Origin of the sequence: Ligilactobacillus hohenheimensis, assembly GCF_947381805.1 — a bacterium.
Lineage (GTDB): Bacteria > Bacillota > Bacilli > Lactobacillales > Lactobacillaceae > Ligilactobacillus > Ligilactobacillus hohenheimensis.
On the sequence record NZ_CANCXC010000001.1, the window covers coordinates 288,082 to 311,110 of the forward strand.

Consider the following 23,029-nt stretch of genomic DNA (forward strand, 5'->3'; position numbering starts at 1 on the left):
TCATGGATAGTAAGCAGTTATTAGCAACCGTCGTTCGGGCGGCGGATGGAAAACGGGCAGAACAGATCGTTGCGCTTGACGTACAAAACGTCAGCTTATTGGCGGACTACTTTGTAATTATGCAGGGGAACTCTGAGCGGCAGGTTAAGGCCATCGCTGACAGTATTGACGAAGCCGTGACGGAAGCCGGCGGAACAATTAAAAACGTTGAGGGGAAAAACGGGGCCAGCTGGATTCTGCTTGACCTCGGTGATGTGGTAGTGCACGTCTTTCAGGAGGAGACCCGGCAGTTTTATAACCTCGAGAAACTGTGGGCTGATGCGGAGCGCGTTGACGTTTCGGCGTGGGTTAACGATTAATGATTTATACCACCTTTGCCCAGTTATATGACCAACTTATGGAGCCCAGCTTTTATACGCAGTGGTTGGCATACGCCCGTAAACGGCTTCTTCCCCAAGCACCCACGCTTGACCTGGCGTGTGGGAGTGGTCGGCTAAGCGTTGCACTGGCGCAGGCTGGTTATCCCGTAACGGGGTTGGACCAAGCGGAAGACATGCTGACCCTTGCCGCTGGGCACGCGGCGACAGCGGGGGTCAAAGTTGACCTAATCCAGGGTGATATGGCGGATCTGGCCGGGCTTTCCCCGGTAGAAAACGTTGTGTGTGCGGCGGATTCCCTGTGTTACCTGCCGGATCACGCCACCCTGGAACAAACGATGCGGGCGGTGTATCAGGTGTTAAAACCGGGTGGGGTGTTCCTCTTCGATGTGCTTACCCCATACCAGGTTGACCACGTTTTTCCCGGATACATGTACAATTACGAAGACGATGATCGGGCGTTTATGTGGACGAGTTATGCGGGGGAGGAGCCTCATACCGTTGAACACGACCTGCGCTTCTTTGTGTGGGACGATGCCCTTCAAGGATACCGGCGGTACAGCGAGCTGCACCATGAGCGGACTGAGTCGTTCGCAGCGTACCAGCGCCTCCTGCAAGCAACTGGGTTTACGGCAATTACCGTTACCGATGTTGCGGGGAGTCCTGCTGGTTTACGGGCAGAACGGTGGTACTTTGCGTGTCGCAAACCAGAAACGGTGGGTGAAGCGTAGTGGAAGCAGTTGGAATCATTGCGGAATATAACCCGTTTCATAACGGCCACCTGTATCAGCTTCGCCAGGTTAAACGGCGGTTTCCCAACAGTGTGGTGGTGGTTGCCATGAGTGGTAATTACCTGCAACGCGGGGAACCGGCGTGCCTGGATAAGTGGACGCGGGCCCGGGCTGCGCTTTGTAACGGAGCGGACGTAGTCGTCGAATTGCCGGTGCGGGCAAGTGTCCAACCGGCCGACGTGTTTGCCCGGTGGGGCGTGCGGATTCTCGCTAACATGGGGGTTTCCACCCTCGCATTCGGGGCGGAACATGCGGAATACGATTTCGCCGCCCTTGCTGCCCAAACGGCGACGGTTCGGGGAGATTTTACGGTCCATGACCAATCGTACGCCGCAACGTACCAGCAAGCCATTGCGGCAGCGGTCGGCCATCCCATCGATCAACCCAACGACGTGTTGGGGTTGGCGTATGCTAAGGCCAACCAGGAGCTCCGTTGTTCCCTGCACCTGGCACCAATTCAACGGCACAACGCGGCGTACCTGGATGCGGAATTGACCGCTGGTTCCATCGCAAGCGCAACGGCCATTCGGCGCGCATGGCAGGATGGGAAGACGAATGCTGTTTTTCGGTACGTTCCGCGGGAAACGGCCGCAGCGCTCCAGCAGCACGGGTTTGTTGGGTGGAAACAACTATGGCCGGGACTACGGCAACGCCTTGTCACGACCTCACCGGCCCATCTCCGTTCAATTGTGGGAATGGCCGAGGGGATTGAGTACCGGTTAATTCGGTTGGCGCAGGAACTCCCTGCAGACGCATCGTTTGCGACGTGGCTGAAGACGGTTAAATCCAAGCGGTTTACGTATACGCGGCTAGCACGGTTAGCGATGAACGTTGCCCTTGGAATTACCACCGATGAAGTTGCGGCGTTTGCTGCGCACCCGTATACCCATTTACTGGGATTTACTCCCAAAGGACAGCGGTATTTGCGCCAGGCCAAACACCACTATGTTTTTCCGGTGTTAACCAAGGTTAATCAGGATGATAAGAATGGTTTTTATGCTTCCGACTACCGGGCAGGGGTGCTTTACCGGCTCGCTGCTGGTGGTCAGGAGCAGGATTTAAAGCGGGCACCCGTCCGCGTAATGAAGGAGGATGACGATGGCAGTACGGTGGTCACTGAATGAGCTAGCTCAGCTCGGAATTGACGAGCTTCCGGTTGATGCGGTGCTGGATGTTAAGAAAGCGGTTAAGGAACGAAACGCGCAGGTGCAGGACGTTGCCCCGGTGAAGGTTAGCGGGGTCATCACCAAGGACCAGCGGGGAATTATTGCCACGATTCACGTGGCAACAACGGTGACCCTCCCGTCGAGTCGAAGTTTGACCGCCGTTGCTGTTCCGGTGGCCTTCACCTTTGCGGAATACTACGTTAGTGAACACGAACGGGATCTTTCCCGCTTTACCAATGATGACGTTGTCATCCAGCCGGAACACGACGTGGTTGACCTGGAAACAGCCGTGGCGGAAAACATCGTCCTGCATTTACCGTTGAAGGTCCTGTCCCCGGAAGAGGAGCAGGGCGGTAATTTTCAGACGGGGGACGACTGGCAGGTCGTCAGTGAAGAACAGCTTACCTCCCAACGGCAGGAAACGGTCGATCCCCGGTTGGCGAAGTTAAAGGACTTTTTTGCTGACGAGAATGGTGATAAAAACTAAGGAGGAGTTGCAATTTGCCGTAAAAACAAGTACAATCTAACACGTTAGGCAATTTGCAATGAGATATTAACGAAGGAGGTGTTTACTGATGGCAGTCCCACCACGGAAAACATCTAAGACGCGGAAACGGTTACGGCGGACGCACTACAAGCTCCAGATTCCTGGGATGAGTGCTTGCCCGAACTGCGGCGAATTACGGAAGTCACACTACGTATGCCCGAACTGTGGGTACTACGGTGATCGCGAAGTTATTAAGTTAAACAAGTAATTAACTATAAATAGTGGGGATGGCGTTATTCCATCCCCACTATTTATATTGTGTAATTAGGGCCGACTGCGGGTGACCAGAAAGGGTGGCTGTAACGTTTCACGGCCCTTTTTCATAATCCAGGACAAAACACAAACGGGCTGAATGAAAGTACGCAGGCTATCAAATCATTCCTTTGCGGTTTGAAGACTGCTGCTTTCACTCAACCCGTTCATTGCGTTTCGGTCCACTTTTTAAGTATTATGCGTTCTTTTTCGCTTTATCAGGATCTTGAATGATAAAGTGGAGGGCGTTAATGATGATAAACGCACCAATCATCGCAATAATCCCACTAGTGAGTGGTGAGAACGTTGCGTTGGATAAGGGCGCAACGATGTAACCAAACACCTCACCGTAGATAAATCCCCAGAAGAGGACGGTTAATTCCTTTGCAATTAACTTTGCCATTACAAGCACCTCACATTCACTACTATCGTACCACACTTTTTTATGAAGGGTGGGGGCAATTCTGGTGATTTGGTATAATAAACGCAGAATTCTTCCGGAAAGGGGGGAGCCCGGTGAACGGCCCACTTCAGGTAATTAGTTGTAATAGTATCTTGCAGAGTACCCTGCGGATTAAGGACTACGTAGCAGCGGCTCAAAGGATGGGGTACACGACGCTGGCGCTAACAGACCGCAATGTCATGTACGGGGCGCTTTCTTTTTACGAGGCGTGTCAGCAGGCGGGGATAAAGCCTGTTTTAGGCATTACGTTGGAATTAAATAACCCGGCAACCACTCCTTCATGGAACCAGCTGATCGTGCTTGCTCAGGACGCAACCGGCTACCAGAACCTCCTGCAACTTTCCTCGTTAAAGTTAGGGGTGAACGGCGATCAGCCCGCGAACCACGCGGTCACCGTAGAAGAGCTTGCCCCGTACTTAAACCATACCTTTGTGGTGACTGACCCGCTGCATAGCTCCCTGCGGCTTCCCACAACGGAGCCGGAATGGTTACGGCCGCTGGTCACCGCTGCGGGACCCGACCACGTGTTTATCGGGGTTAGTCCACAACAGGATAGTGATCAAAACAAACGGTTAATTGCGAAGGGCCGGCAGCTTGGAATTGAGCCCGCCGCCGTTTGGACGGTGGAATACCTCAATGCGCATGATTACGGTGCCTTGCAGGTCGCCCGGGCCATTCAGCAGGGAACCCCGGTTGACGATGGGGTTGCGTTGACCCACCGCACGGGGCCCGCAGCGCTAGTTTCTCCCCAGGAGCTGGAACATCAGTTGAACGCCCTCCCAGCGATCGCCCGGCAAAATACCCGCCATATCATGGAAACGGTGACCGTTACGGTTCCGTTTAAACACCCAGAATTGCCAGCATTCCCGGTTCCGGCAAAGCAAAATGTTGCTGACTACCTGAAAGCGCAGTGTGAAGCCGGGTTAGTTTCCCTGGTGCCACCAGAGAAGCGGGCGCCGTACACTGCCCGGTTAACCCACGAATTAACCGTGATTCACCGGATGGGGTTTGACGATTACTTCTTGATTGTTAGTGACGTGGTTCGGTTTGCCCACGAACACGGAATTATGGTGGGTCCGGGTCGGGGGTCAGCCGCTGGTTCGTTAGTTGCCTACGCCCTCGGAATTACCACGGTTGATCCGCTGGCCTACGGACTCCTGTTTGAACGGTTCTTAAATGAAGAACGGCGGCAGATGCCGGATATTGACCTTGATATTATTGATTCCCGGCGCGAAGAGGTGGTCCAATACGTACATCAGAAATACGGGGCGGACCGCGTTGCTCAGATTATCGCCCTGTCGACGATGGGACCACGGCAAGTAATTCAGGACGTTACGCGTACCCTTGGTTTACCGCAGTACCGGCAAGCCGAATGGAGTCGGGCGCTTCCCCGGCGGGTCTCTTCCCTTCAGGAGGCGTACCAGCAGTCCAGTCGGTTTCGGGATTTAGTTGAGGCGGACGAAGGAGGGCGGGCCTGCTTTAAAATTGCCCGGGCCCTAGAAGGATTGCCGCGGCAAACGACTGTGCACGCGGCGGGGGTGGTCCTTAGTGCAGCGCCCCTTACCAGCGTCGTTCCTATCCAAATGGGAAATAACGGAATTCTCCTGTCCCAGTACGCGAAGGAAGACGTTGAGCGGGTGGGATTGTTAAAAATGGACTTCCTTGGGTTGCGGAATTTAGGGGTGCTTCAAACAACGTTACGGCTCGTTAACCGGCACAAAAAGACGCCGTTGCGGGAAGAGGCAATTCCGTTAAACGACCCGGCTACCCTTAAGATGATGGCCATGGGGCAAACGTCCGGGGTGTTTCAGTTTGAGTCCGCGGGAATTAGGCGGGCCCTTCGCCAGGTTGCGCCGACGACGTTTGCTGATATTGTTGCGGTCAACGCCCTCTACCGGCCGGGGCCAATGGCAAACATCGATGAGTTTGCCGCCCGGCGTCATGGCCGCAAACCGGTAACGTATCCCGCGCCGGCGGTTCGGCCGGTTCTGGAGGGAACCAGTGGAATTATTATTTACCAGGAACAGGTCATGCAGGTCGCCGCAACGCTTGCGGGCTTCTCGATGGCGCAGGCCGACTTGCTTCGACGGGCGATTAGCAAAAAGAACCAGCAGGCGCTTGATAACTTACGGGCGGCCTTCATTAAGGGAGCGGTGGCCCGGGGAACGACCAAACAGGTTGCCACCCAGGTCTTCCAGTACATTGAGCGGTTTGGTAATTACGGGTTCAATAAATCCCACGCCGTTGCTTACTCTAAATTAGCGGTCCAGCTCGCATACCTGAAGTGCCATTATCCGGCAGCGTTTTACGTTGCGCTGTTGAATAGCACTCTGGGCAACCGGGCGAAGATGCAGCAGTATGTCAGTGAGCTGCAACACCAGCACATCCCCGTTGACCCGCCCCTGATCAACCGGGCAGGGCGGCTCTTTACGCTCCACCATGGCCGGGTAGTCTTCGGGTTGCGGATGATTCGCGGGCTTCGAAGCGACGTAGTGGATGCGGTCTTAACCGAGCGGAAGGAGAACGGGCCGTTTACATCGTTTAAGAACTTTGTTGACCGCCTTGATCCCCGTTTCCGGCAAACCGAGTTAATCACCCCGTTGATTTACAGTGGCGCCTTTGATGCGTTTGGCAGCAACCGCGCGCAGTTGGTGGCGGAGCTTCCGGGGACGTTAGAGGCTGAAAATCTAAGCGGAACCAGTGCAACGCTCAAGGATGTTTTGGCGAATAAAACGCAACCGGCCCCGCAGTTGACGTTGGTCGACCAGTTGGCTAAGGAGCAGGAATACCTGGGTGTCCGGGTTTCCGGGCATCCGACGGACCAGTACCGGTTGTTAGGCCAGATTATCGGGGCAACACCCGTGGCGCAGGTCACCCCGGCGCTGCGCATTGTCCGGTTAATCGTGATGGTTAAAACCGTCCGCCAAATTACGACCAAGAAGGGGTTGCCGATGGCGTTTGTCACCTGCGAGGATGCGGGGAAGAGTATCGAACTAACGGTCTTTTCACGGGTATATCTCCAAAATAAGGGACACCTTAAGCCCGGTCAGTTGGTCGTTGTTATCGGCCGGCCTGAGGAGCGCAACGGGCAGGTTCAGGTTGTGGTTGACCAGCTGGCCCCCGTTGCAGCGGTTGACATGAAAAAGTGTTTCTTACGTTTACCGGCGGCGCGAGCAGCTGCACGGGAGGAACTTCATCAGGTGTTAATGAATGCCCGGCGGGGGAAGATGCCGGTGATTTTAGTCGATGATAGTCGGCACTCGCGGCAACTGTTACCACGAAAATATTGGCTTGATGAACGGGCGGTGCCGCCGGAACTGAGGACGGTGCTGGGTCCAGCGAACGTTGTTATTAAGTAAACGTTTACTCGAAAATTACTTAAGCGATTATGAAAGTTAATGAAAGAGTAATTGAAAAGTTTCACAATTAGGCAGATTTTTACGGATAAAAGTGATAGTATAGCAGATGGAGAATGTATAACTTTTACTTGAGGTGAAGAAATGAAACGGATTGGGATCTTAACGAGTGGTGGCGATTCATCAGGAATGAACGCCGCAGTTCGGGCCATTGCCCGTTCAGCAATGAACGCTGGCCTCGAAGCATATGGGATTAACTACGGTTACAAGGGCCTGGTTGAAGGAAACATTTTCAAGCTGGAAACCAAGGAGCTTGATGGGATTATCAACCGGGGAGGGACGATTTTGTATTCTGCCCGGTTCCCGGAATTTGCTCAGGAAGAAACCCAGTTAAAGGGGATTGAGCAGTTAAAGAAGTTCGGGATTGATGCGTTGGTCGTAATCGGTGGTGACGGTTCTTACCACGGGGCTGAAAAGCTGACCAAGCACGGGTTCAACTCAATCGGCGTCCCAGGGACAATCGATAACGACATCCCGGGAACGGACTTCACGATTGGGTTTGACACGGCGGTGAACGTGGCAACCGAAGCTCTCGACCGGATCAACGACACGGCAACGTCCCACCAGCGGACGTTTGTCGTGGAAGTGATGGGCCGGGGTGCCGGGGACATCGCATTATGGGCCGGGAATGCTGCCGGTGCTGATGAGATTGTCATTCCAGAACACGACTACGACATCGCCAAGATTGCCCAGCACATCAAGGACAACGAGAAGAACGGCAAGGATCACTTCCTGATTGTTCTTGCTGAAGGTGTGATGTCTGCTCAGGACTTTAAGGCTGAGCTGGACAAGCATGGCGACTTCGATAGCCGGGCAGTGACACTGGCCCACGTTCAGCGGGGTGGCACACCAACCGCAAAGGACCGGGTTCTCGCCAACAAACTTGGGGATTACGCAATCCAGTTACTGATGCAGGGCAAGGGTGGCTTAGCCATCGGGATTCACAACAACCAGTTGGAGGCCCACGATATTATCGATACCCTTGAAAACCACAAGCATGAGACGGATGTTTCACTGCTTGACTTAAACGACCGCGTTCGTTTCTAAATAATACGCGCTAAACTAACGGTAATGACTGACATAAAAGTCGTTATATTATTTCAATAAGGAGCGATTTCACTTATGAAAAAGACCAAGATCGTAAGTACTCTTGGACCAGCCAGCAATGATCTCGATACGATCGTTAAGCTGATTGAAGCAGGTGCTAATGTTTTCCGGTTTAACTTCTCTCACGGTGACCACGAGGAACACCTGGGCCGGTTAAACCTGGTGCACGAAGCTGAAAAGAAGACCGGCAAGACGGTCGGCATCCTGTTGGATACGAAGGGGGCTGAAATTCGGACAACCGTTCAGAAGGACGGCAAGATTCCGTTCCACATCGGAGATGAAGTTCGGATCTCAATGGATGATTCCCTTGAAGGAACCAAGGAAAAGATCGCCGTTACCTACCCAGGATTGTACGATGACGTTCACGAGGGTGGTCACGTGCTGTTCGATGACGGTCTGATTGACATGTTAATTGAAAAGAAGGACGAAGCAAACAAGGAACTTGTCTGCAAGGTCCTCAACGAAGGGGTTTTAGGTTCCCGGAAGGGTGTTAACGCTCCTGGTGTTTCAATCAACCTGCCAGGGATTACTGAAAAGGACTCAAGTGATATTCGCTTCGGTCTTGAACACGAAATCAACTACATCGCCGCTTCATTCGTTCGGAAGCCGCAGGATGTGCTGGACATTCGTGAACTGCTTGAAGAAAAGCACATGGAACACGTTCAGATCTTCCCGAAGATCGAATCACAGGAAGGAATCGACAACTTCGATGACATCATGAAGGTTTCTGATGGACTGATGATTGCCCGTGGTGACATGGGGGTTGAAATTCCACCAGAAAACGTGCCGTTGGTTCAGAAGGACTTCATCAAGAAGTGTAACGCATGGGGCAAGCCGGTTATCACGGCTACGCAGATGCTTGACTCCATGGAAGAGCATCCACGTCCGACGCGGGCCGAAGCTTCTGACGTTGCTAACGCCGTGTTTGATGGGACGGACGCAACGATGCTTTCTGGTGAAAGTGCTAACGGGGACTACCCGGTTGAATCCGTTGCAACGATGGCGCGGATTGACGTGAAGGCTGAAAACGCTCTGCGGCAGCACCGCAACCAGACGTTTGAAGAGTTCGACAAGACGGACGTTACGGAAACAATCGGCCGGGCCGTTGCCGAAGCTGCTAAGAACCTGGACATCAAGACGATTGTTGCCGCAACTCGTTCAGGTCACACTGCCCGGATGATTTCCAAGTACCGTCCGGACGCTGACATTCTTGCCCTGACGTTTGACGAACGGACACAGCGGGGCTTAATGATCAACTGGGGTGTTTACCCGGTTGTTACTGACACGCCGGCTTCAACCGATGACATCTTCCGTCTGGCAACTGAAGAAGCCAAGAAACAAGGCTTTGCTAAGGATGGCGACCTGATCCTGATCACGGCTGGTGCCGGTGAAGAAGGAACAACGAACCTGATGAAGATTCAGTTGATTGCTTCTAAACTGGTTGACGGCCAGGGTGTTGGTGAAGAAACCGTAATCGGCAAGGCGGTTGTTGCAACGTCAGCCGACGAAGCCAACAAGAAGGCCGTTGAAGGTGGAATCCTTGTTACGAAGAACACGGACAAGGATTACTTACCGGCCATCGAAAAGTCATCTGCACTGGTTGTTGAAAACGGTGGGTTGACTTCTCACGCCGCAGTTGTTGGAATTTCAATGGGGATTCCGGTAGTTGTTGGTGCTAAGGACGCAACCAACATTCTGAACGATGGTCAGCTGATTACGGTTGACTCACGGCGGGGTGTTGTTTACGACGGTGCCTCAAGCTCACTTTAATGTGAATATTAACCAGAAAAGTGCGTGAAATGCGCTTTCTGGCATAAAGAAATCCCCGGAGGTGGTGACGACCATCCTTCGGGGATTTTTGTGTTAACGGTTAGTCAAGGAGTTGAGGGGTCAGCGCAAGTTTTTGAAGGTGCTTAATTTCCCGGTCAACCTTATGAATTTCCTTATCGGGAGTTTTTTGCGTGGTCTTCCGGAAGGCGTGCATGAGGGTGTAATCCCCATCCTGTGCTAAAAACATTAACCGGTACTTTCCGAGCCGGATTTTGTAGAGGTGCCGGTAGGGAAGCCGGAGGATCATCCGCTTTACTGTTGGCCGGGTAAGTGGCAGTGTTTGAGCGTCCATTTGCTTAAGCATGGAATTTACTTTCCGGTAGATGCTGGGGTCCTTTTCTCTGATTTTCTTGTACCATGTAGTGAAGGGGATGTCTCCCCGGTTATCCTGGTAAACATAGATTGCCATTGCGGTGTTACTCCGTTTCTTAATTGTTTTCTCTAAACATCAATTGTACCATTTGTTTGTTAAAAGAACGGCGGGAGTGCTTGCTGGTTATGAATGAATCATGGATAATGGAAGGCGACATGAAAATTAACGATAATTCCGGGATTGTTAGTTAAATATGACGATCCCTGACGTATTTATTAATTGGAGGGCGTAACGTGGAAAGTTGGTTATTTTTACTAGTAATTCTGGCAGTTGCCTTTTTTGGAAAAAACACGTCGTTAACGGTGGCAGCGTTGGTTGTTTTGGCGTTAAAGGCCATTCCAATGAGCGGCCGGTTAATGCAGGTAATTGATGCCCGGGGAATTAACTGGGGGGTCACGGTGATTTCCATTGCTATTCTGGTGCCGATCGCAACGGGGCGGATTACCTTTGAGGACCTCTTCCGGGTAATGAAGTCCCCGGTGGGGTGGATTGCTGTAGGGTGTGGTGCGCTGGTAGCCATTCTGTCTAAGCACGGGGTTGGGTTACTAGCTGCCTCACCGGAAATTACGGTTGCGTTGGTATTCGGAACGATTATTGGGGTGGTGTTTATGCGCGGAATTGCCGCCGGACCAGTGATTGCCAGTGGAATTACCTACTGCATTATCACACTGCTCCACCTTGCAGTTTAACGGGGAGATGATGAGATGTTAGCTGATTTAATTGGCCGGACGATTCAGACAAAGGTGACGGATGAAAACGACCGCTTTGTTTTTACCCAGGCAGACGGGGAGACGTTTCGGCTTGCTAAGGATGAATTACGTTCAGTTCCCCGGATGGGAGCACTGATTACGGGGTTTGCGTATGAAAATGCAGATCACCAGCTTCAGTTAACGAAGACGGCCCCTAAAAGTGGGATTGATCGGTACGCGTGGGGAACGGTGGTTGTTAGCCGCCACGACCTGGGTGTTTTTGTGGATGTGGGGTTACCGAATAAGGACGTGGTGGTTTCCCTTGACGACTTACCAACGGTTTCGCGGTTATGGCCGCGCCAGGGGGACCGGTTACTTGTGGCTCTGCGCGTTGATGCAAAGGCGCGGATGTGGGCGGTCTTGGCAAACGCCGACCAGATTCGCCAGGTGAGTGTTTTAGGAAATCAGCGGATGATGAACCACAACGTTACCGTGACGGTTTACCAGCCGAAGTTAGTGGGCTCATACGTGTTGACGCAGGATTATGTCCGCGGGTTTATCCATCCTTCCGAGTGGGATGAAGAACCCCGCCTCGGTGCAACCATGCAGGCCCGGGTGATTGGGGTGCGGCCCGACGGCATTCTTAATTTATCAGTCAAACCCCGGGCATACGAAGCCATCGCGCCCGATGCGGCGATGCTGAAAGCGGCCCTAGAGCACACGCCAAGCCATACCTTACCGTACTCTGATAAGAGCTCCCCCGCAGCTATTCGTTCCTACTTTGGTATTAGTAAGGGCCAGTTTAAACGGGCTTTAGGCCACCTTCTTAAGGCTGGAATTGTTGAACAGGACAACGGCCAGATTCGGCTCCGGGCGCCTTTTGACGATTAGGGCGCGGGTGTGCTACCCTAGCATATGTGTTTAGGAGGATTAGGGGGAGACTAGGATGCTGTACAAGTATAAGGATGATTACAGGAAAGTTGCGATGGGCCTGTTATCATTTATTCCGGAATTAAAGGAGATTCCGCACTTAAAAAAGGAATTGGCGTGGTACGATGCTGATGAACACCGGAACCTGTTTTTGTGGAAAAATGACAATGGTAATTTTAGTGCGGTAATTGGTACCGAAACTAATCCTGATAACCGGACAATCATGGTGCGCCGGGTTGCAGTTACGCCCAACGAGCCCCAGAGCGTTCAGTTTCAGATGTTAACGGCGTTGGCAAACCGGTTCCCTGAGTATAAGGTGATGGGAAACTTTGCAACGTCGGGATTGATTACCGCATGGGAAAAGCAAACGAATGAATAAGAAGAATGATAATCCGCAGCAGGCCCCAGCGGCGCTAACCCTTAAGCTTGAGCAATTTGAGGGGCCGCTTGACCTGCTGCTTCATCTTATTAAAAAGAATAAAGTGGATATATATGATATTCCCGTTGCTAAAATTACTTCCCAGTATGTCGCTTACTTGCACCAGATGCGCGAGTTGCGGCTTGATATTGCTGGGGAGTATTTAGTTATGGCGGCCACCCTCGTTAATATAAAAAGCCGGATGCTTCTTCCCCAGCAACAGCCGCAGGATGAACCAGAAGAAGTAGAGGATCCGCGGGCAGAGTTAGTGAACCAGTTAGTTGTTCACCAACAGTTTCAGCGGGCAGCGGCTGAATTAGGGGAATTGGCTGAAAAACGGAGTTGGAAGTATGGCCACCCAGAAGCCGCACTCCCAGCGGATGCCCACTTAGGACAACTGGCACCGGCAGGGGATAATATCCTTACTCAAATGCAACAGGCGATGCTCAAGATGACGCAGCGGGCGGTTAACCAGCGGCTTAGCCGGCGCCCCCGCCAGGTAAAGCGGGAGCACTACACCGTTAAGCACCAGATGACCTATTTACGGCACCGGGTTAAGCATCATCATAAAGTGGAATTTATGACGCTCTTTTCCCCAACGGCGGCCCCGGAACAGTACGTAACGACGTTCATGGCACTCCTTGAGTTGATGAAACGGCAGGACGTGGTGGCCGAACAAGCGGAAAACTACGGGCCAATTATGATAAGTGAGGGACGGCATGGCAACAAACCAAGCAAAGATTGAAGCACTGCTCTTTGTGAGCGGTGATGACGGGATTACGGTCACGGAACTGGCCCAGCTGGTTGGAATTTTAAAGCCAGCGGTTTTGGAACAGCTAACGCGCCTGGAACAGAAGTACGCTGCGGACCGGAACGGGAGTTTCACCTTGATACATGCGGATGAACGCTACCGGTTGGTTACTAAACCGGGGGTTGCCGGCGTTGTTCGGCGTTACTTTGAAGCACCGGCGATGGCGACCCTTTCGCCGGCAGCCCTCGAAACCCTGGCAATTATTGCGTACCGCCAGCCCGTTACGCGGGTCGAGATTGAGGAGGTCCGGGGAGTGCGGGCCAGCGCAATGTTGCAGAAGCTTCAAGCGTGGGGGCTAATCACGGTTACCGGGCGACTTGATGCGCCGGGACGGCCTGCTCAGTACGGGACAACACCCGCGTTTTTAAACTATGTGGGGGTCACGAGCCTTAAAGACTTACCACCTCTTCCCGATGAGGAGAAGGTGGCGAACGATGAGGACTCCAACCAGTACATGGCCCTCTTTGATGCAGCGCTAACAGATGAGGAGGATGATCAGGATGCCTGAACGGTTACAAAAAGTAATGGCTGCTGCCGGGGTCGCATCCCGGCGGGCGAGTGAACGGTTAATTCAGGCGGGCCGGGTAACGGTTAATGGCCACCAGGTAACAACGTTGGGAACAAAGGTTACCCCCGCTGACGTAATTACGGTTGACGGGAAGGCAATTGACCAGGAAAAAAAGGTGTACTACGTGTTCAATAAACCGCGGGGGGTCATTACCGCCGCGAAGGATGACCGTAACCGGCGGGTAGTGACCGACTATTTCACTGCGGTGAAGGAGCGGGTGTACCCGGTGGGACGGCTCGATTACGATACGACGGGCATTCTGATTATGACAAATGACGGGACGCTCGCCAATCAGTTGATGCACCCCCGTTATGGGGTGAATAAAACGTACGTAGCGAAGGTTTTAGGGGTGCCCACTAATGCGGAACTAGAACGGCTCCGGCACGGAGTCCGGATTGATGACCGCCATCCTGCCAAGGCCCGGGTCCACGTGATCAATTATGATCCCGACCAGCAACATGCCGTCGTTAGCATGACAATTCACGAGGGAAGGTATCACCAGGTGAAGCGCATGCTTGAGGCGGTGGGGCATCCGGTTGTCAAGCTACGGCGGACGGCGTACGGTCCCCTTACTGACCAGGGATTAGCTCCGGGACAGTACCGGCCGTTAACCCACCGCGAATTACAGGCCCTTAAAAAGAATGTCCAGTAATTCACAAGTTAGTGCTGACAGCGGTTTCTTAATGTGGTAAATTGTGAATAGAATATTAGAATGTTTATTCTCGAGACAGGGTGAAAATCCCGACCGGTGGTGATAGTCCACAAGCCGTCACGGTGACGACAAGACTGGTGGAATTCCAGTATCGACAGTATAGTCTGGATGGGAGAGAATTCACAAGTTCGAATTCAACGGGGATAAGCACTTCCAATATTAAATAATTAATATGGAGGGATGCGCAGTGCGTCATCATCGCTACTTGCAGCGTTTCACGCTGACCGCGTGCCTAGCGTGCATCGCTTATCTGCTGTTGTTTTTTGCGTTTGCGGTTATTCCGGTTGTTCCGTACCTTAAGGTTGACCTGGCATTGATTCCCATTTTATTTGGGTTCTTTGTTTTGGGACCGCAGTGGGGATGCGGGGTAATTGCCCTGCAAGCGGCCGTATATTTTGTTCTAACGGGACCATCCGTTGGCCATCTAATCGGGGTTTTGAGTAACGTGTTAGCAGCCCTAGCATTTTGCTTGCCGTTTTATTGGATAATGCGGCCGTGTGCCCAACGGGGGAAGCCATTCTGGATGCGCGAAGGAATGGCCCTTGTAGTCGGGACAGTGGTAATGACCGGCGTAATGTCATTAGCCAATTGGCTGGTGTTGACACCGTTGTACATTAACGTGATTGGAATGCGGCTTGCCCTGCCACTTCCTAAGCTGGTGTTGTTCGGAATCATTCCGTTTAACCTGATTAAGGGAGTAATTGTGGGCGGTTGCTTCGTCGTTTTATACCACTACACTGCCCGGTGGGTTTTGCGGGAACGCCAGCGGCTAGAAAAATAGTGAAATATTAGGTTGTGACCGGTGATGGCTGTGTTTCCATCACCGGTTTTTGTGAACGAGTGCCGTTATTAGGAAATTTGCGCTAAAATAAAAACAATTATAGTAATCGATGGAGTGATTAAGATGGATCGTTTTGCGAAATCAGCATGTACTTCCGTAATGGTAGGGAAGAAGGCAAGTCTTGACGGGTCAACAATCATTTCCCGGAACGAAGACCGGCTGGTGGCGATTTACCCGAAGAAGTTCATGGTTCAACCTGCCGTCCGGAACCGGCACGCAACGTATAAGTCAACGTATAATGGACTGACTGTTCCGCTTCCGGCAACGGGAATGCGGTACACGGCAACCCCGAATATTGACCTTAAAGAAGGAATTAACGAGGAAGATGGGATTAACGCCGCGCGCGTGGGCGAAAGTGCTACCGAAAGCGTGTATGCCAATGACCGGGTGCTGGCGTGTGATCCGTACGTTCCAAACGGATTAGCGGAGGATTCCATGACGACTTTGGTGCTCCCGTACATTCATTCGGCGCGTGAGGGAGTGCAGTACCTGGGAAAATTGGTCGCTAAGTACGGTGCGGCCGAGGGCAACGGGGTCCAGTTTAACGACCAGGATGAGGTGTGGTACATGGAAATTGCCACCGGTCACCACTGGGTTGCGGTCCGGATTCCGGATGACTGCTATGCGGTGGCAGCGAACCAGATTGCAATCGAACAAATTGACTTCAACGATCCGGATAATTTTATGTGGTCCGAAGGGATTCAGCGCTTTGTTACTGATAATCAGCTTAACCCGGATTATGGCCAGTGGAATTTCCGCCATATTTTTGGAACCAATACGGTTAAGGATCACCACTACAATACACCGCGGGTTTGGTTTGCTCAGCGGTACTTTAATCCTGAGGTGGAACAGGAGCCAGAGTCACCGGACATGCCGTTTATCCGGAAACCCGCGCGGAAGATTAGCGTCGAGGACGTTCAGTTTATCCTTAAGTCCCATTTTGATGAGACCCCGTATGATCCGTTAGGAAGTGGCAGTGCGCGTGACCGGAAGCGGTACCGGGCAATTTCCCTGTCCCGGACGGCGAACTCGCATATTTTGCAGGTACGGCCGGCCGCGCAGGCGCACGGGGTTCAGTGGCTGGCTTACGGAATCCCAACGTTTTGTCCCCACGTGCCGTTCTTTACCAATGCTGCGGATACGGACGCATCGTACCGGGAGACGCCGGCAAAGATTGACCTCAACAGCGCGTACTGGTTGTACGAAACCCTGGCAATGCTGGTTGAAGCGCACTACGACGAGTTTATTCAGGATGACTTGGATTACCAGAACGAACTGATGCAGTGGGCGCACGCTAAGATTCGCCAGGTTGATAAGGAGGCTGCCGGATTAACGGGGGCGGAATTAACAACGTACCTGACCAAACAGAACCACGCCATTGCGGCACACTTTAACGAACGGACGTTGGACTTTATCTTGGAATTAATCGCACGGGGAACGGAGCTTTCGCGGTTGACGTTTAAGATGGACCCGAACTTATAGGAGGATGAACGATGGTTAGTATGCGGCAGCTTGCCCGGTTAGCCGGCGTTTCCCCGGGACTTGTTTCGCGGGTGTTGAATCACGACCCGACACTGGCGGTTGCCCCGGCGACCAGGCAGCGCATTCAGGATCTCGCCGCGCAGTACCACTACGTCCCCGGTAAACGGGGCCCCGGAAAGAAGTGGATCAATTCACTGTGCGTGATTACGGCCGTGGCGGAAAAGGATGAGGTTTATGATGATTACTTTAAGGTCATTATGACTGGCATTACCGCAGCCGCCCGGGAAAACGGACTAAACGTTAAGACCATTTACCGCTTGCCAGAAGGACCGGCGATGCCCGACATTGAAAAATATGCGGGGGTTGTCATGATTGGGTCGATTACCCCGAAAGCAGTCGCATCCATTGCGGCGCGGAATGCCCACGTTGTCCTGATTGATAACCAGGTAGTGACAGCGGGGTATCCGGTCGTAGGAGTCGACCTGGCAGCAATGGCCCGGGATGCGCTCATGGTGTTTACAACCCGCAACGTGGCGCCAATCGGTTTTATCGGTAATACGGTGCGGGGAATGACGCTTGCGGGTAAATTGGATATGGAGGTTGCGGGGGGCCGGTTGGCGGAGTACCGCCGGTTTTGTCAGCAAACCCACCAGCCCGACTACAGCGTTTTGGGGGCGTGGGATCCCGCGTTTGGTTACAGGGCAACCCGGCAACTGTTGACCGCCCACCCTGAAATTCAAGCGCTTCTAATTGCGTCTGATCCGTTGGCGCTAGGGGCGTTGCGGGCGGTGGCGGACCTCAACCTGCGAATTCCCGCTGAGCTGGAGGTCTTAAGTTTTGATGACCTCGATTACGCCCAGTACCTGATTCCGCGGCTTTCGACGGCTAAGCTTCCGACGCAGGAGTTGGGCCGGCGGGCGGTTCAGCTGCTTTACCAGCAACTCACAACGGCGCAGGTGACCCCCGAGCAGATTACGCTGCGGGGGGAGTTAAGGATGCGGGAAACAACGAAAAAAGCATAGGTTCATTAAGGAGCGGAGGGGAACGAATGACGGTTCTCCTCTTTTGTTATTGCAGATTTAAATGAAAGCGTTATACTAAACGCAAACAGATGTTTAATAAGGAGTGGTTGCGGTGAAAATGGAAAATAAGGCGATGCTAATTACGTATCCGAACCGGATGGGGACCAACCTTGCCGAATTAAGGCAGTTGATGACGGGACCGTTCGCCAAGGTGTTTGGGGGCGTGCATATCCTGCCGTTTTACTATTCAAGTGGGGATGCGGGATTTGCGCCGTACCAATATGAAGTGGATCCGCAGTTCGGTTCCTGGGCGGACATCGAGCAATTAGCAAAGACGCACTACCTGATGTTTGATTTCATGGTGAACCACCTTTCGCCGAAGTCACCCGAGTTCCAGGACTTTGTGGCCCATCATCGCGATTCTAAGTTTGCGGACCTATTTTTGAGCTGGGATCAATTCTGGCCAGCGGGTCGGCCGACAAAGGAAGACGTGGACCTGATTTATAAACGGAAGGATAAGGCGCCGTTTATGCCGGTGCAGTTTGCGGATGGAACCACCGAAAAAATCTGGAACACGTTTGGTGACCAGCAGATGGACCTGGATGTTCGGACAGAAACAACGATGCGCTTTATTGAGCAGAACCTAACGCACCTTGCCCAGCATGGCGCCAGCATCATTCGGCTTGATGCCTTTGCGTACGCCGTTAAGAAACTGGGAACCAGCGACTTCTTCGTGGAACCGGAGACGTGGCACTTATTAGACCGGATTAAGGAAATGCTTGCCGGAACCAACGTCACCTTATTACCAGAAATTCATGAGAACTACACGTACAACGAGAAGATGCACGCGCACGGTTACTTTAGCTACGATTTTGTCCTGCCGATCATCACGCTCCACGCCTTGTATTCACACAAGGTCAAAACGATGGTTGACTGGTTTAACCAGGCGGACATGCACCAGTTTACGACCCTGGACACGCACGATGGCATTGGGGTTGTTGATGGCAAGGACATCTTAACTGATGAAGAACTCGACTATACCGTGGATCAGTTGTACAAGGTGGGGGCCAACGTTAAGCGGGCTTATTCGAGTGCGAAGTACCACAACCTTGATATTTACCAGTTAAACACGACGTACTACTCGGCAACGGGGAACAACGACGCGGCGTACCTGTGCGCGCGGGCCCTGCAAATGTTTGCGCCGGGAATTCCGCAGGTGTACTACGTGGGATTATTAGCCGGAAAGAACGATACGACCCTCGTTGAGCAGACCCGCGAAGGCCGGGACATCAACCGCCACTTCTACACGCTTGATGAGGTACATGCGGAATTACAGCGGCCGGTTGTCCAGAAAGTGCTCCAGCTGTTGGAATTTCGAAACAGCTGCCCGGCGTTTGATTTGGAAGGGACGATTAAGGCGGAAGCGTTAAACGACCACATGATGCGGGTAACGCGGACGGACCGGGAGCAGACGTCCCGGGCAGTTCTGACCGTTGATTTAGCGCAAATGCACTATACCATTGAGGTGAAGGGATAGTTTTTAAAATTGCCGTTCAGATTGTGTAAACAATGGTATAATACGGGTGATTAAGTTAAGGAGGAATTTCACATGAAGATTATTGCCTATGGTATTCGTGACGACGAAATGCCGTACGTTGACGAATGGAAGCAGGCACACAGTGACGTTGAGGTTAAGGTTGTTCAGGAGTTATTAACGATGGACACCGTTGACCAGTGCAAGGGCTTTGACGGGTTAGTTTCATACCAGCAGAAGCCGTACACGGCAGAACTGATTGATGCAATGGGGGCAAACGGCATCAAGTTCTGGTCATTACGGAACGTTGGGATTGACAACATCGACTTTGATGCTGTTAAGCGGAACAACATCGTGCTGACAAACGTTCCGGGATACTCACCGGAAGCCATTGCTGAATTCTCAGTTACACAGACGCTGCGGTTACTGCGGAACACGAAGCAGTACGAAGCTAAGATGCGTAACGGGAACTTTATGTGGGCTCCGGAAATTGCCGGTGAGCTGAACGAAAAGACCGTTGGGGTGGTTGCTACGGGCCGGATTGGGCGGTTTGCAATCCAGTACTTCCAGGGCTTTGGCTGCAAGGTAATTGCCTACGATCTGTTCCACAACCCGGACATTGAAAAGCAGGGATTATACGTTGACACGCTGGACGAATTATTCGCTCAGGCTGACGTAATCGACCTGCACGCTCCGGCTACCAAGGACAACTATCACATGATTAACGCTGACTCCATCGCTAAGATGAAGGACAGCGCCATCATCATCAACACGGCTCGGGGTGAGCTGGTTGATACCGAAGCACTGCTGAAGGCCGTTCACGACGGTAAGCTGAGCGGGGCTGCTTTGGACACGTACGAAGACGAAGTTGGCAAGTTCAACAACGACTTCGGTAGCTTCGACGCTATTCCGGACGACGTGCTGAAGGGCATGGTTGAAGACGGCCGGATTCTTGTTTCACCACACATCGCCTTCTACACAACGACGGCTGTGCGGAACATGGTTCAGATTGCCTTAAACAACAACAAGCAGTTAATCGAAAGCAACGGGGCAAAGGCTGACTTTATCGTTAAGTACTAAACACCATTGTTAATTTAGAAATAAACAGGAAAGAAGCTTTGACGAATCGAAGCTTCTTTTTTTGCGCTTTTCCCCCGAAGAAACCGGTGGTATGGTGGTACTAGCAACGCTCAGTAATTGAATGGGGGTGAAGTGATGGCGTCAGCATGGTTGTTTTTCTTTAGTGCTGATCAGGGAAGACGGCCGGCGGTGATCCGAAAACTGGTGCGCAACCAGGCAACGAGTTCAACGTTGTTTTGGGCAATGGTTTACGGGCTGCTTGACTGGCAAAATACCATTCCCCACCTGAATGAGCCTCAGTTCACTGCGGCCCTTCAGCAGGACCAGCAGGAGGGCTTGGTGCGCTCCCAGGACGGTGAACTCTTCTTGACCCCGGAAGGTGCGCGGCAGCGGCAGGAAATGGTTGCCCACCGGCTTGCCTTAACAACGCCGCGGTTATTCCGTCAGGTGGCGGTGGCCGACTGGGTTCAGATGGTGCGCTTTTTGGTACAGGTGGCTTCTGAAGCAAGCTACCATAACGCCAAATACGTTGTGGCGACCGATCGGCTGCAGTTTAAGGTGACGCTGAAGCAGTGGCTCCGTGCCGGTCATTCCCTTGCAGAGTTACGGGATGCATTATCCGGGTCCCTTGCAACCGTTTTAAAGGCCATGCCTGCCAACCAGGCTGACTGTTATGCGCAGGGATTAGTGGGCCACGGGTACTACGGGCACACGACGGCTCAGCGGGCGACGGGGCAGTTAACCGTCCAGGACGTGCAGGTGAACGACCAAAACGTTGCCCTTGCGGTATGGCAAAAGTGGCAACGGTGGCCGGCGGGAGCAGCGTTAATGACCCCGTTTCGGCGGCCAGAACTAGCCCCGTCACTGGTCACGACGGGAAAGATGATTGCCGCCGGGATGTCCCTTGCGGCAATTGCCCAGCGGCGGCATTTGAAACTAAGTACGGTGGCTGACCACGCCGTTATGCTTGCGTTGTATCGACCAGAATTTCCGGTGGCGCGGTTACTAAGCCCAGCACGGATTGCCCAGTTAGACCAGTTAGCGCCCGCCGATTACGTTCACTGGGCTTACCGGGACGTAGTGACGGCGGATGCAACCATTACCTTTCCGGAGTTTCGGCTTTATCAGATTAGGAGGTGGCGGCGTGAACACGAGTGAGACGGCATTAACGACGCAGTTACACCAGCTGTTTGGGTTTGATAAGTTTCGGCCGGGCCAGTTAGCGGTGATTCAAGCCGTGTTGCAGGGGAAGGACACCCTGGCAGTCCTCCCAACCGGGACGGGAAAGTCGCTGTGTTACCAGTTCGCCGGCCGGGCTCTGGGACGGCCAGTTATTATCGTTTCGCCACTTCTATCACTGATGCAGGATCAGGTCGAACAACTCCGTGCTGCCGGTGAAAAACGGGTGGTGGCCCTGACTTCGACGCTTACCCGCCAGGAACGGACGCTGGCACTGCAGACGCTTGCGGCGAACCGGTTTATTTATCTTGCGCCGGAAATGGCGGTCCAGCCAGCAATTATCAGCCGGCTTAAGGAGTTACGGCCAGCCCTTTTTGTGGTGGATGAAGCCCACTGTATTTCACAGTGGGGACCCGACTTCCGGCCGGATTACCGGCGGTTAGGACGGGTCCGACATGCACTGGGAGACCCGGTTACCCTTGCGTTGACAGCCACCGCTTCGCCCCGGGTGCAGCGGGATATTGTGAAGGCCCTCCGGTTAAACCAGCCAAGCATCCAGGTTCATTCCGTGGACCGGCCGAACATTTTTCTTGCGGTTGAGGCGGTTGAAAACGAACGGCTCAAGGACGAGCGGTTGGTTGATTTGGTGCGGACGTTTCAGGGCCCGGGCTTGGTCTACTTTGCTAGTAAGCAACGGGCAAACGAGGTCGCCCGCATGCTGAAGCAGCAAGTCGGGGTGCGGGCGGCTGCGTACCATGCCGACCGGACGAGCGCTGACCGGGCGGTTATTCAGCAACAGTTTTTACACCACCAGCTTGATGTCGTGTGTGCCACGAGTGCGTTTGGGATGGGGGTGAATAAGGCGGACATCCGGTACGTTATCCACTACCATCTGCCCGCTGACCTTGAAAGCTACGTGCAGGAGATTGGCCGGGCTGGCCGGGATGGGAAACAAAGCCTGGCGGTGCTGTTATACCAGCCGGGTGATGAAACCATTCAGCACCGGTTGGGAACGGCCAACCTGCTTCCTGCGGCTGAGGTGCAGTTCTTAGCTGCACACCGTCATGAGAAGCGGCTTTTCCAGGACGAACGAACGGCGTTGGTGCAAACGCTGGTGGATGCCGGGATGAAGCCAGCGGCAATTACGAGTTACTTTGACCACCGGCGGCAGGAAAAGCAGCGCGCGCTCCAGGCAATGATGGATTACGTGCAAACCACTGCGTGCCGCCACCAGTTCATTACGGATTATTTCGGGGAACAAACTAGGATTACGCACACTGAGCGGTGTTGTGCAGCGGTGAACACTTCACTAACCCCGGAACAGCTGGGAATGGCCAGCCGGCAGGCATTGACGGATCCTGGGACGCAATCAGGTTATGCGGCAATCCTGCAACAGTTATTTAATCTTTAAGGAATCAGACGTTAATTCTATGGTAAAATA

The 23,029-nt window shown here is 53.0% G+C and carries 23 protein-coding genes and 1 riboswitch; of the genes, 21 read left to right on the forward strand and 2 right to left on the reverse strand.

The features are described 5' to 3' along the window. The first annotated feature begins 2 nt into the window (after nt 1-2). The 5 genes from rsfS to rpmF all read left to right on the forward strand — a co-directional run bounded on the left by rsfS (nt 3) and on the right by rpmF (nt 3,089). Complete coding sequence (gene rsfS / locus QOR60_RS01500) at nt 3-359, forward strand: ribosome silencing factor (RefSeq protein WP_283581591.1); 357 nt, start codon at nt 3-5, stop codon at nt 357-359. Next, complete coding sequence (locus tag QOR60_RS01505; RefSeq protein WP_283581592.1) at nt 359-1,108, forward strand: class I SAM-dependent DNA methyltransferase; 750 nt, start codon at nt 359-361, stop codon at nt 1,106-1,108. The genes rsfS and QOR60_RS01505 overlap by 1 nt, the downstream gene beginning before the upstream one ends. Next, complete coding sequence (locus QOR60_RS01510; protein ID WP_283581593.1) at nt 1,108-2,292, forward strand: nucleotidyltransferase; 1,185 nt, start codon at nt 1,108-1,110, stop codon at nt 2,290-2,292. The genes QOR60_RS01505 and QOR60_RS01510 overlap by 1 nt, the downstream gene beginning before the upstream one ends. Further along, the gene (locus QOR60_RS01515; protein WP_283581594.1) at nt 2,267-2,821 is read left to right on the forward strand and encodes a YceD family protein; all 555 of its coding nucleotides are present in this window, start codon (nt 2,267-2,269) and stop codon (nt 2,819-2,821) included. The genes QOR60_RS01510 and QOR60_RS01515 overlap by 26 nt, the downstream gene beginning before the upstream one ends. 88 nt (nt 2,822-2,909) lie before the next feature. Next, nucleotides 2,910-3,089 carry a 50S ribosomal protein L32 gene (gene rpmF, locus QOR60_RS01520; protein ID WP_283581595.1) on the forward strand — a complete coding sequence of 60 codons (180 nt, stop codon included), beginning with the start codon at nt 2,910-2,912 and terminating at the stop codon, nt 3,087-3,089. A 240-nt stretch (nt 3,090-3,329) separates the two neighbouring features. Here rpmF and QOR60_RS01525 read toward each other — a convergent pair whose 3' ends face one another. Continuing rightward, the gene (locus QOR60_RS01525) at nt 3,330-3,536 is read right to left on the reverse strand and encodes a YjzD family protein (protein WP_283581596.1); all 207 of its coding nucleotides are present in this window, start codon (nt 3,534-3,536) and stop codon (nt 3,330-3,332) included. Between the two features lie 113 nt (nt 3,537-3,649). Here QOR60_RS01525 and QOR60_RS01530 point away from each other — a divergent pair, with 113 nt between their 5' ends. The 3 genes from QOR60_RS01530 to pyk all read left to right on the forward strand — a co-directional run bounded on the left by QOR60_RS01530 (nt 3,650) and on the right by pyk (nt 9,889). Beyond that, nucleotides 3,650-6,955, forward strand: coding sequence for a DNA polymerase III subunit alpha (locus QOR60_RS01530; RefSeq protein WP_283581597.1), 3,306 nt, complete (start codon nt 3,650-3,652; stop codon nt 6,953-6,955). A 141-nt stretch (nt 6,956-7,096) separates the two neighbouring features. After that, nucleotides 7,097-8,059 (forward strand): 6-phosphofructokinase, encoded by a 963-nt coding sequence (gene pfkA / locus QOR60_RS01535; protein WP_283581598.1) that lies wholly within the window; start codon nt 7,097-7,099, stop codon nt 8,057-8,059. Between the two features lie 75 nt (nt 8,060-8,134). Then, complete coding sequence (gene pyk / locus QOR60_RS01540; RefSeq protein ID WP_283581599.1) at nt 8,135-9,889, forward strand: pyruvate kinase; 1,755 nt, start codon at nt 8,135-8,137, stop codon at nt 9,887-9,889. 100 nt (nt 9,890-9,989) lie between these two features. Here the strand turns inward: pyk and QOR60_RS01545 are convergent, their stop codons facing one another. After that, nucleotides 9,990-10,358: a type II toxin-antitoxin system RelE/ParE family toxin gene (locus QOR60_RS01545; RefSeq protein ID WP_283581600.1), complete on the reverse strand. Its 369-nt coding sequence runs from the start codon at nt 10,356-10,358 to the stop codon at nt 9,990-9,992. 197 nt (nt 10,359-10,555) lie between these two features. Here QOR60_RS01545 and QOR60_RS01550 point away from each other — a divergent pair, with 197 nt between their 5' ends. From QOR60_RS01550 to QOR60_RS01610, 13 genes are all read left to right on the forward strand, one after another. Continuing rightward, the gene (locus tag QOR60_RS01550) at nt 10,556-11,011 is read left to right on the forward strand and encodes a DUF441 domain-containing protein (RefSeq protein WP_283581601.1); all 456 of its coding nucleotides are present in this window, start codon (nt 10,556-10,558) and stop codon (nt 11,009-11,011) included. 15 nt (nt 11,012-11,026) lie between these two features. Next, complete coding sequence (locus QOR60_RS01555; RefSeq protein ID WP_283581602.1) at nt 11,027-11,902, forward strand: CvfB family protein; 876 nt, start codon at nt 11,027-11,029, stop codon at nt 11,900-11,902. A gap of 55 nt (nt 11,903-11,957) precedes the next feature. Further along, complete coding sequence (locus QOR60_RS01560) at nt 11,958-12,320, forward strand: N-acetyltransferase (protein ID WP_283581603.1); 363 nt, start codon at nt 11,958-11,960, stop codon at nt 12,318-12,320. After that, complete coding sequence (locus QOR60_RS01565) at nt 12,313-13,104, forward strand: segregation and condensation protein A (protein ID WP_283581604.1); 792 nt, start codon at nt 12,313-12,315, stop codon at nt 13,102-13,104. The genes QOR60_RS01560 and QOR60_RS01565 overlap by 8 nt, the downstream gene beginning before the upstream one ends. Continuing rightward, the gene (scpB, locus tag QOR60_RS01570) at nt 13,079-13,678 is read left to right on the forward strand and encodes an SMC-Scp complex subunit ScpB (RefSeq protein WP_283581605.1); all 600 of its coding nucleotides are present in this window, start codon (nt 13,079-13,081) and stop codon (nt 13,676-13,678) included. The genes QOR60_RS01565 and scpB overlap by 26 nt, the downstream gene beginning before the upstream one ends. Further along, complete coding sequence (locus tag QOR60_RS01575; protein ID WP_283581606.1) at nt 13,671-14,390, forward strand: pseudouridine synthase; 720 nt, start codon at nt 13,671-13,673, stop codon at nt 14,388-14,390. The genes scpB and QOR60_RS01575 overlap by 8 nt, the downstream gene beginning before the upstream one ends. 62 nt (nt 14,391-14,452) lie before the next feature. Next, nucleotides 14,453-14,574, forward strand: a riboswitch (FMN riboswitch). 63 nt (nt 14,575-14,637) lie between these two features. After that, on the forward strand, nt 14,638-15,231 hold the full coding sequence (locus QOR60_RS01580; RefSeq protein WP_283581607.1) for an ECF transporter S component: 594 nt from the start codon (nt 14,638-14,640) through the stop codon (nt 15,229-15,231). 123 nt (nt 15,232-15,354) lie between these two features. Then, the gene (locus tag QOR60_RS01585; RefSeq protein WP_283581608.1) at nt 15,355-16,773 is read left to right on the forward strand and encodes a C69 family dipeptidase; all 1,419 of its coding nucleotides are present in this window, start codon (nt 15,355-15,357) and stop codon (nt 16,771-16,773) included. Nucleotides 16,774-16,784: 11 nt separating this feature from the next. Continuing rightward, the gene (locus tag QOR60_RS01590; RefSeq protein ID WP_283581609.1) at nt 16,785-17,795 is read left to right on the forward strand and encodes a LacI family DNA-binding transcriptional regulator; all 1,011 of its coding nucleotides are present in this window, start codon (nt 16,785-16,787) and stop codon (nt 17,793-17,795) included. A 112-nt stretch (nt 17,796-17,907) separates the two neighbouring features. Next, nucleotides 17,908-19,332, forward strand: coding sequence for a sucrose phosphorylase (gene gtfA, locus QOR60_RS01595; RefSeq protein ID WP_283581610.1), 1,425 nt, complete (start codon nt 17,908-17,910; stop codon nt 19,330-19,332). A 72-nt stretch (nt 19,333-19,404) separates the two neighbouring features. Next, complete coding sequence (locus QOR60_RS01600) at nt 19,405-20,409, forward strand: D-2-hydroxyacid dehydrogenase (protein ID WP_283581611.1); 1,005 nt, start codon at nt 19,405-19,407, stop codon at nt 20,407-20,409. 135 nt (nt 20,410-20,544) lie between these two features. Beyond that, a complete protein-coding gene (locus QOR60_RS01605; protein WP_283581612.1) occupies nt 20,545-21,567 on the forward strand; it encodes a helix-turn-helix domain-containing protein in 1,023 nt (340 codons plus the stop codon). Continuing rightward, nucleotides 21,554-22,999: a RecQ family ATP-dependent DNA helicase gene (locus QOR60_RS01610; protein ID WP_283581613.1), complete on the forward strand. Its 1,446-nt coding sequence runs from the start codon at nt 21,554-21,556 to the stop codon at nt 22,997-22,999. The genes QOR60_RS01605 and QOR60_RS01610 overlap by 14 nt, the downstream gene beginning before the upstream one ends. Nucleotides 23,000-23,029: the final 30 nt, after the last annotated feature.

Excerpts from the sequence above, each read along its gene's own strand:
- rsfS (WP_283581591.1), top strand. The coding sequence starts at position 3 with ATGGATAGTAAGCAGTTATTAGCAACCGTCGTTCGGGCGGCGGATGGA.
- QOR60_RS01505 (WP_283581592.1), top strand. The coding sequence starts at position 359 with ATGATTTATACCACCTTTGCCCAGTTATATGACCAACTTATGGAGCCC.
- QOR60_RS01515 (WP_283581594.1), top strand. The coding sequence starts at position 2,267 with ATGGCAGTACGGTGGTCACTGAATGAGCTAGCTCAGCTCGGAATTGAC.
- rpmF (WP_283581595.1), top strand. The coding sequence starts at position 2,910 with ATGGCAGTCCCACCACGGAAAACATCTAAGACGCGGAAACGGTTACGG.
- QOR60_RS01525 (WP_283581596.1), bottom strand. The coding sequence starts at position 3,536 with ATGGCAAAGTTAATTGCAAAGGAATTAACCGTCCTCTTCTGGGGATTT.
- pfkA (WP_283581598.1), top strand. The coding sequence starts at position 7,097 with ATGAAACGGATTGGGATCTTAACGAGTGGTGGCGATTCATCAGGAATG.
- pyk (WP_283581599.1), top strand. The coding sequence starts at position 8,135 with ATGAAAAAGACCAAGATCGTAAGTACTCTTGGACCAGCCAGCAATGAT.
- QOR60_RS01545 (WP_283581600.1), bottom strand. The coding sequence starts at position 10,358 with ATGGCAATCTATGTTTACCAGGATAACCGGGGAGACATCCCCTTCACT.
- QOR60_RS01555 (WP_283581602.1), top strand. The coding sequence starts at position 11,027 with ATGTTAGCTGATTTAATTGGCCGGACGATTCAGACAAAGGTGACGGAT.
- QOR60_RS01560 (WP_283581603.1), top strand. The coding sequence starts at position 11,958 with ATGCTGTACAAGTATAAGGATGATTACAGGAAAGTTGCGATGGGCCTG.
- QOR60_RS01565 (WP_283581604.1), top strand. The coding sequence starts at position 12,313 with ATGAATAAGAAGAATGATAATCCGCAGCAGGCCCCAGCGGCGCTAACC.
- scpB (WP_283581605.1), top strand. The coding sequence starts at position 13,079 with ATGGCAACAAACCAAGCAAAGATTGAAGCACTGCTCTTTGTGAGCGGT.
- QOR60_RS01575 (WP_283581606.1), top strand. The coding sequence starts at position 13,671 with ATGCCTGAACGGTTACAAAAAGTAATGGCTGCTGCCGGGGTCGCATCC.
- QOR60_RS01585 (WP_283581608.1), top strand. The coding sequence starts at position 15,355 with ATGGATCGTTTTGCGAAATCAGCATGTACTTCCGTAATGGTAGGGAAG.
- QOR60_RS01590 (WP_283581609.1), top strand. The coding sequence starts at position 16,785 with ATGGTTAGTATGCGGCAGCTTGCCCGGTTAGCCGGCGTTTCCCCGGGA.
- QOR60_RS01600 (WP_283581611.1), top strand. The coding sequence starts at position 19,405 with ATGAAGATTATTGCCTATGGTATTCGTGACGACGAAATGCCGTACGTT.
- QOR60_RS01605 (WP_283581612.1), top strand. The coding sequence starts at position 20,545 with ATGGCGTCAGCATGGTTGTTTTTCTTTAGTGCTGATCAGGGAAGACGG.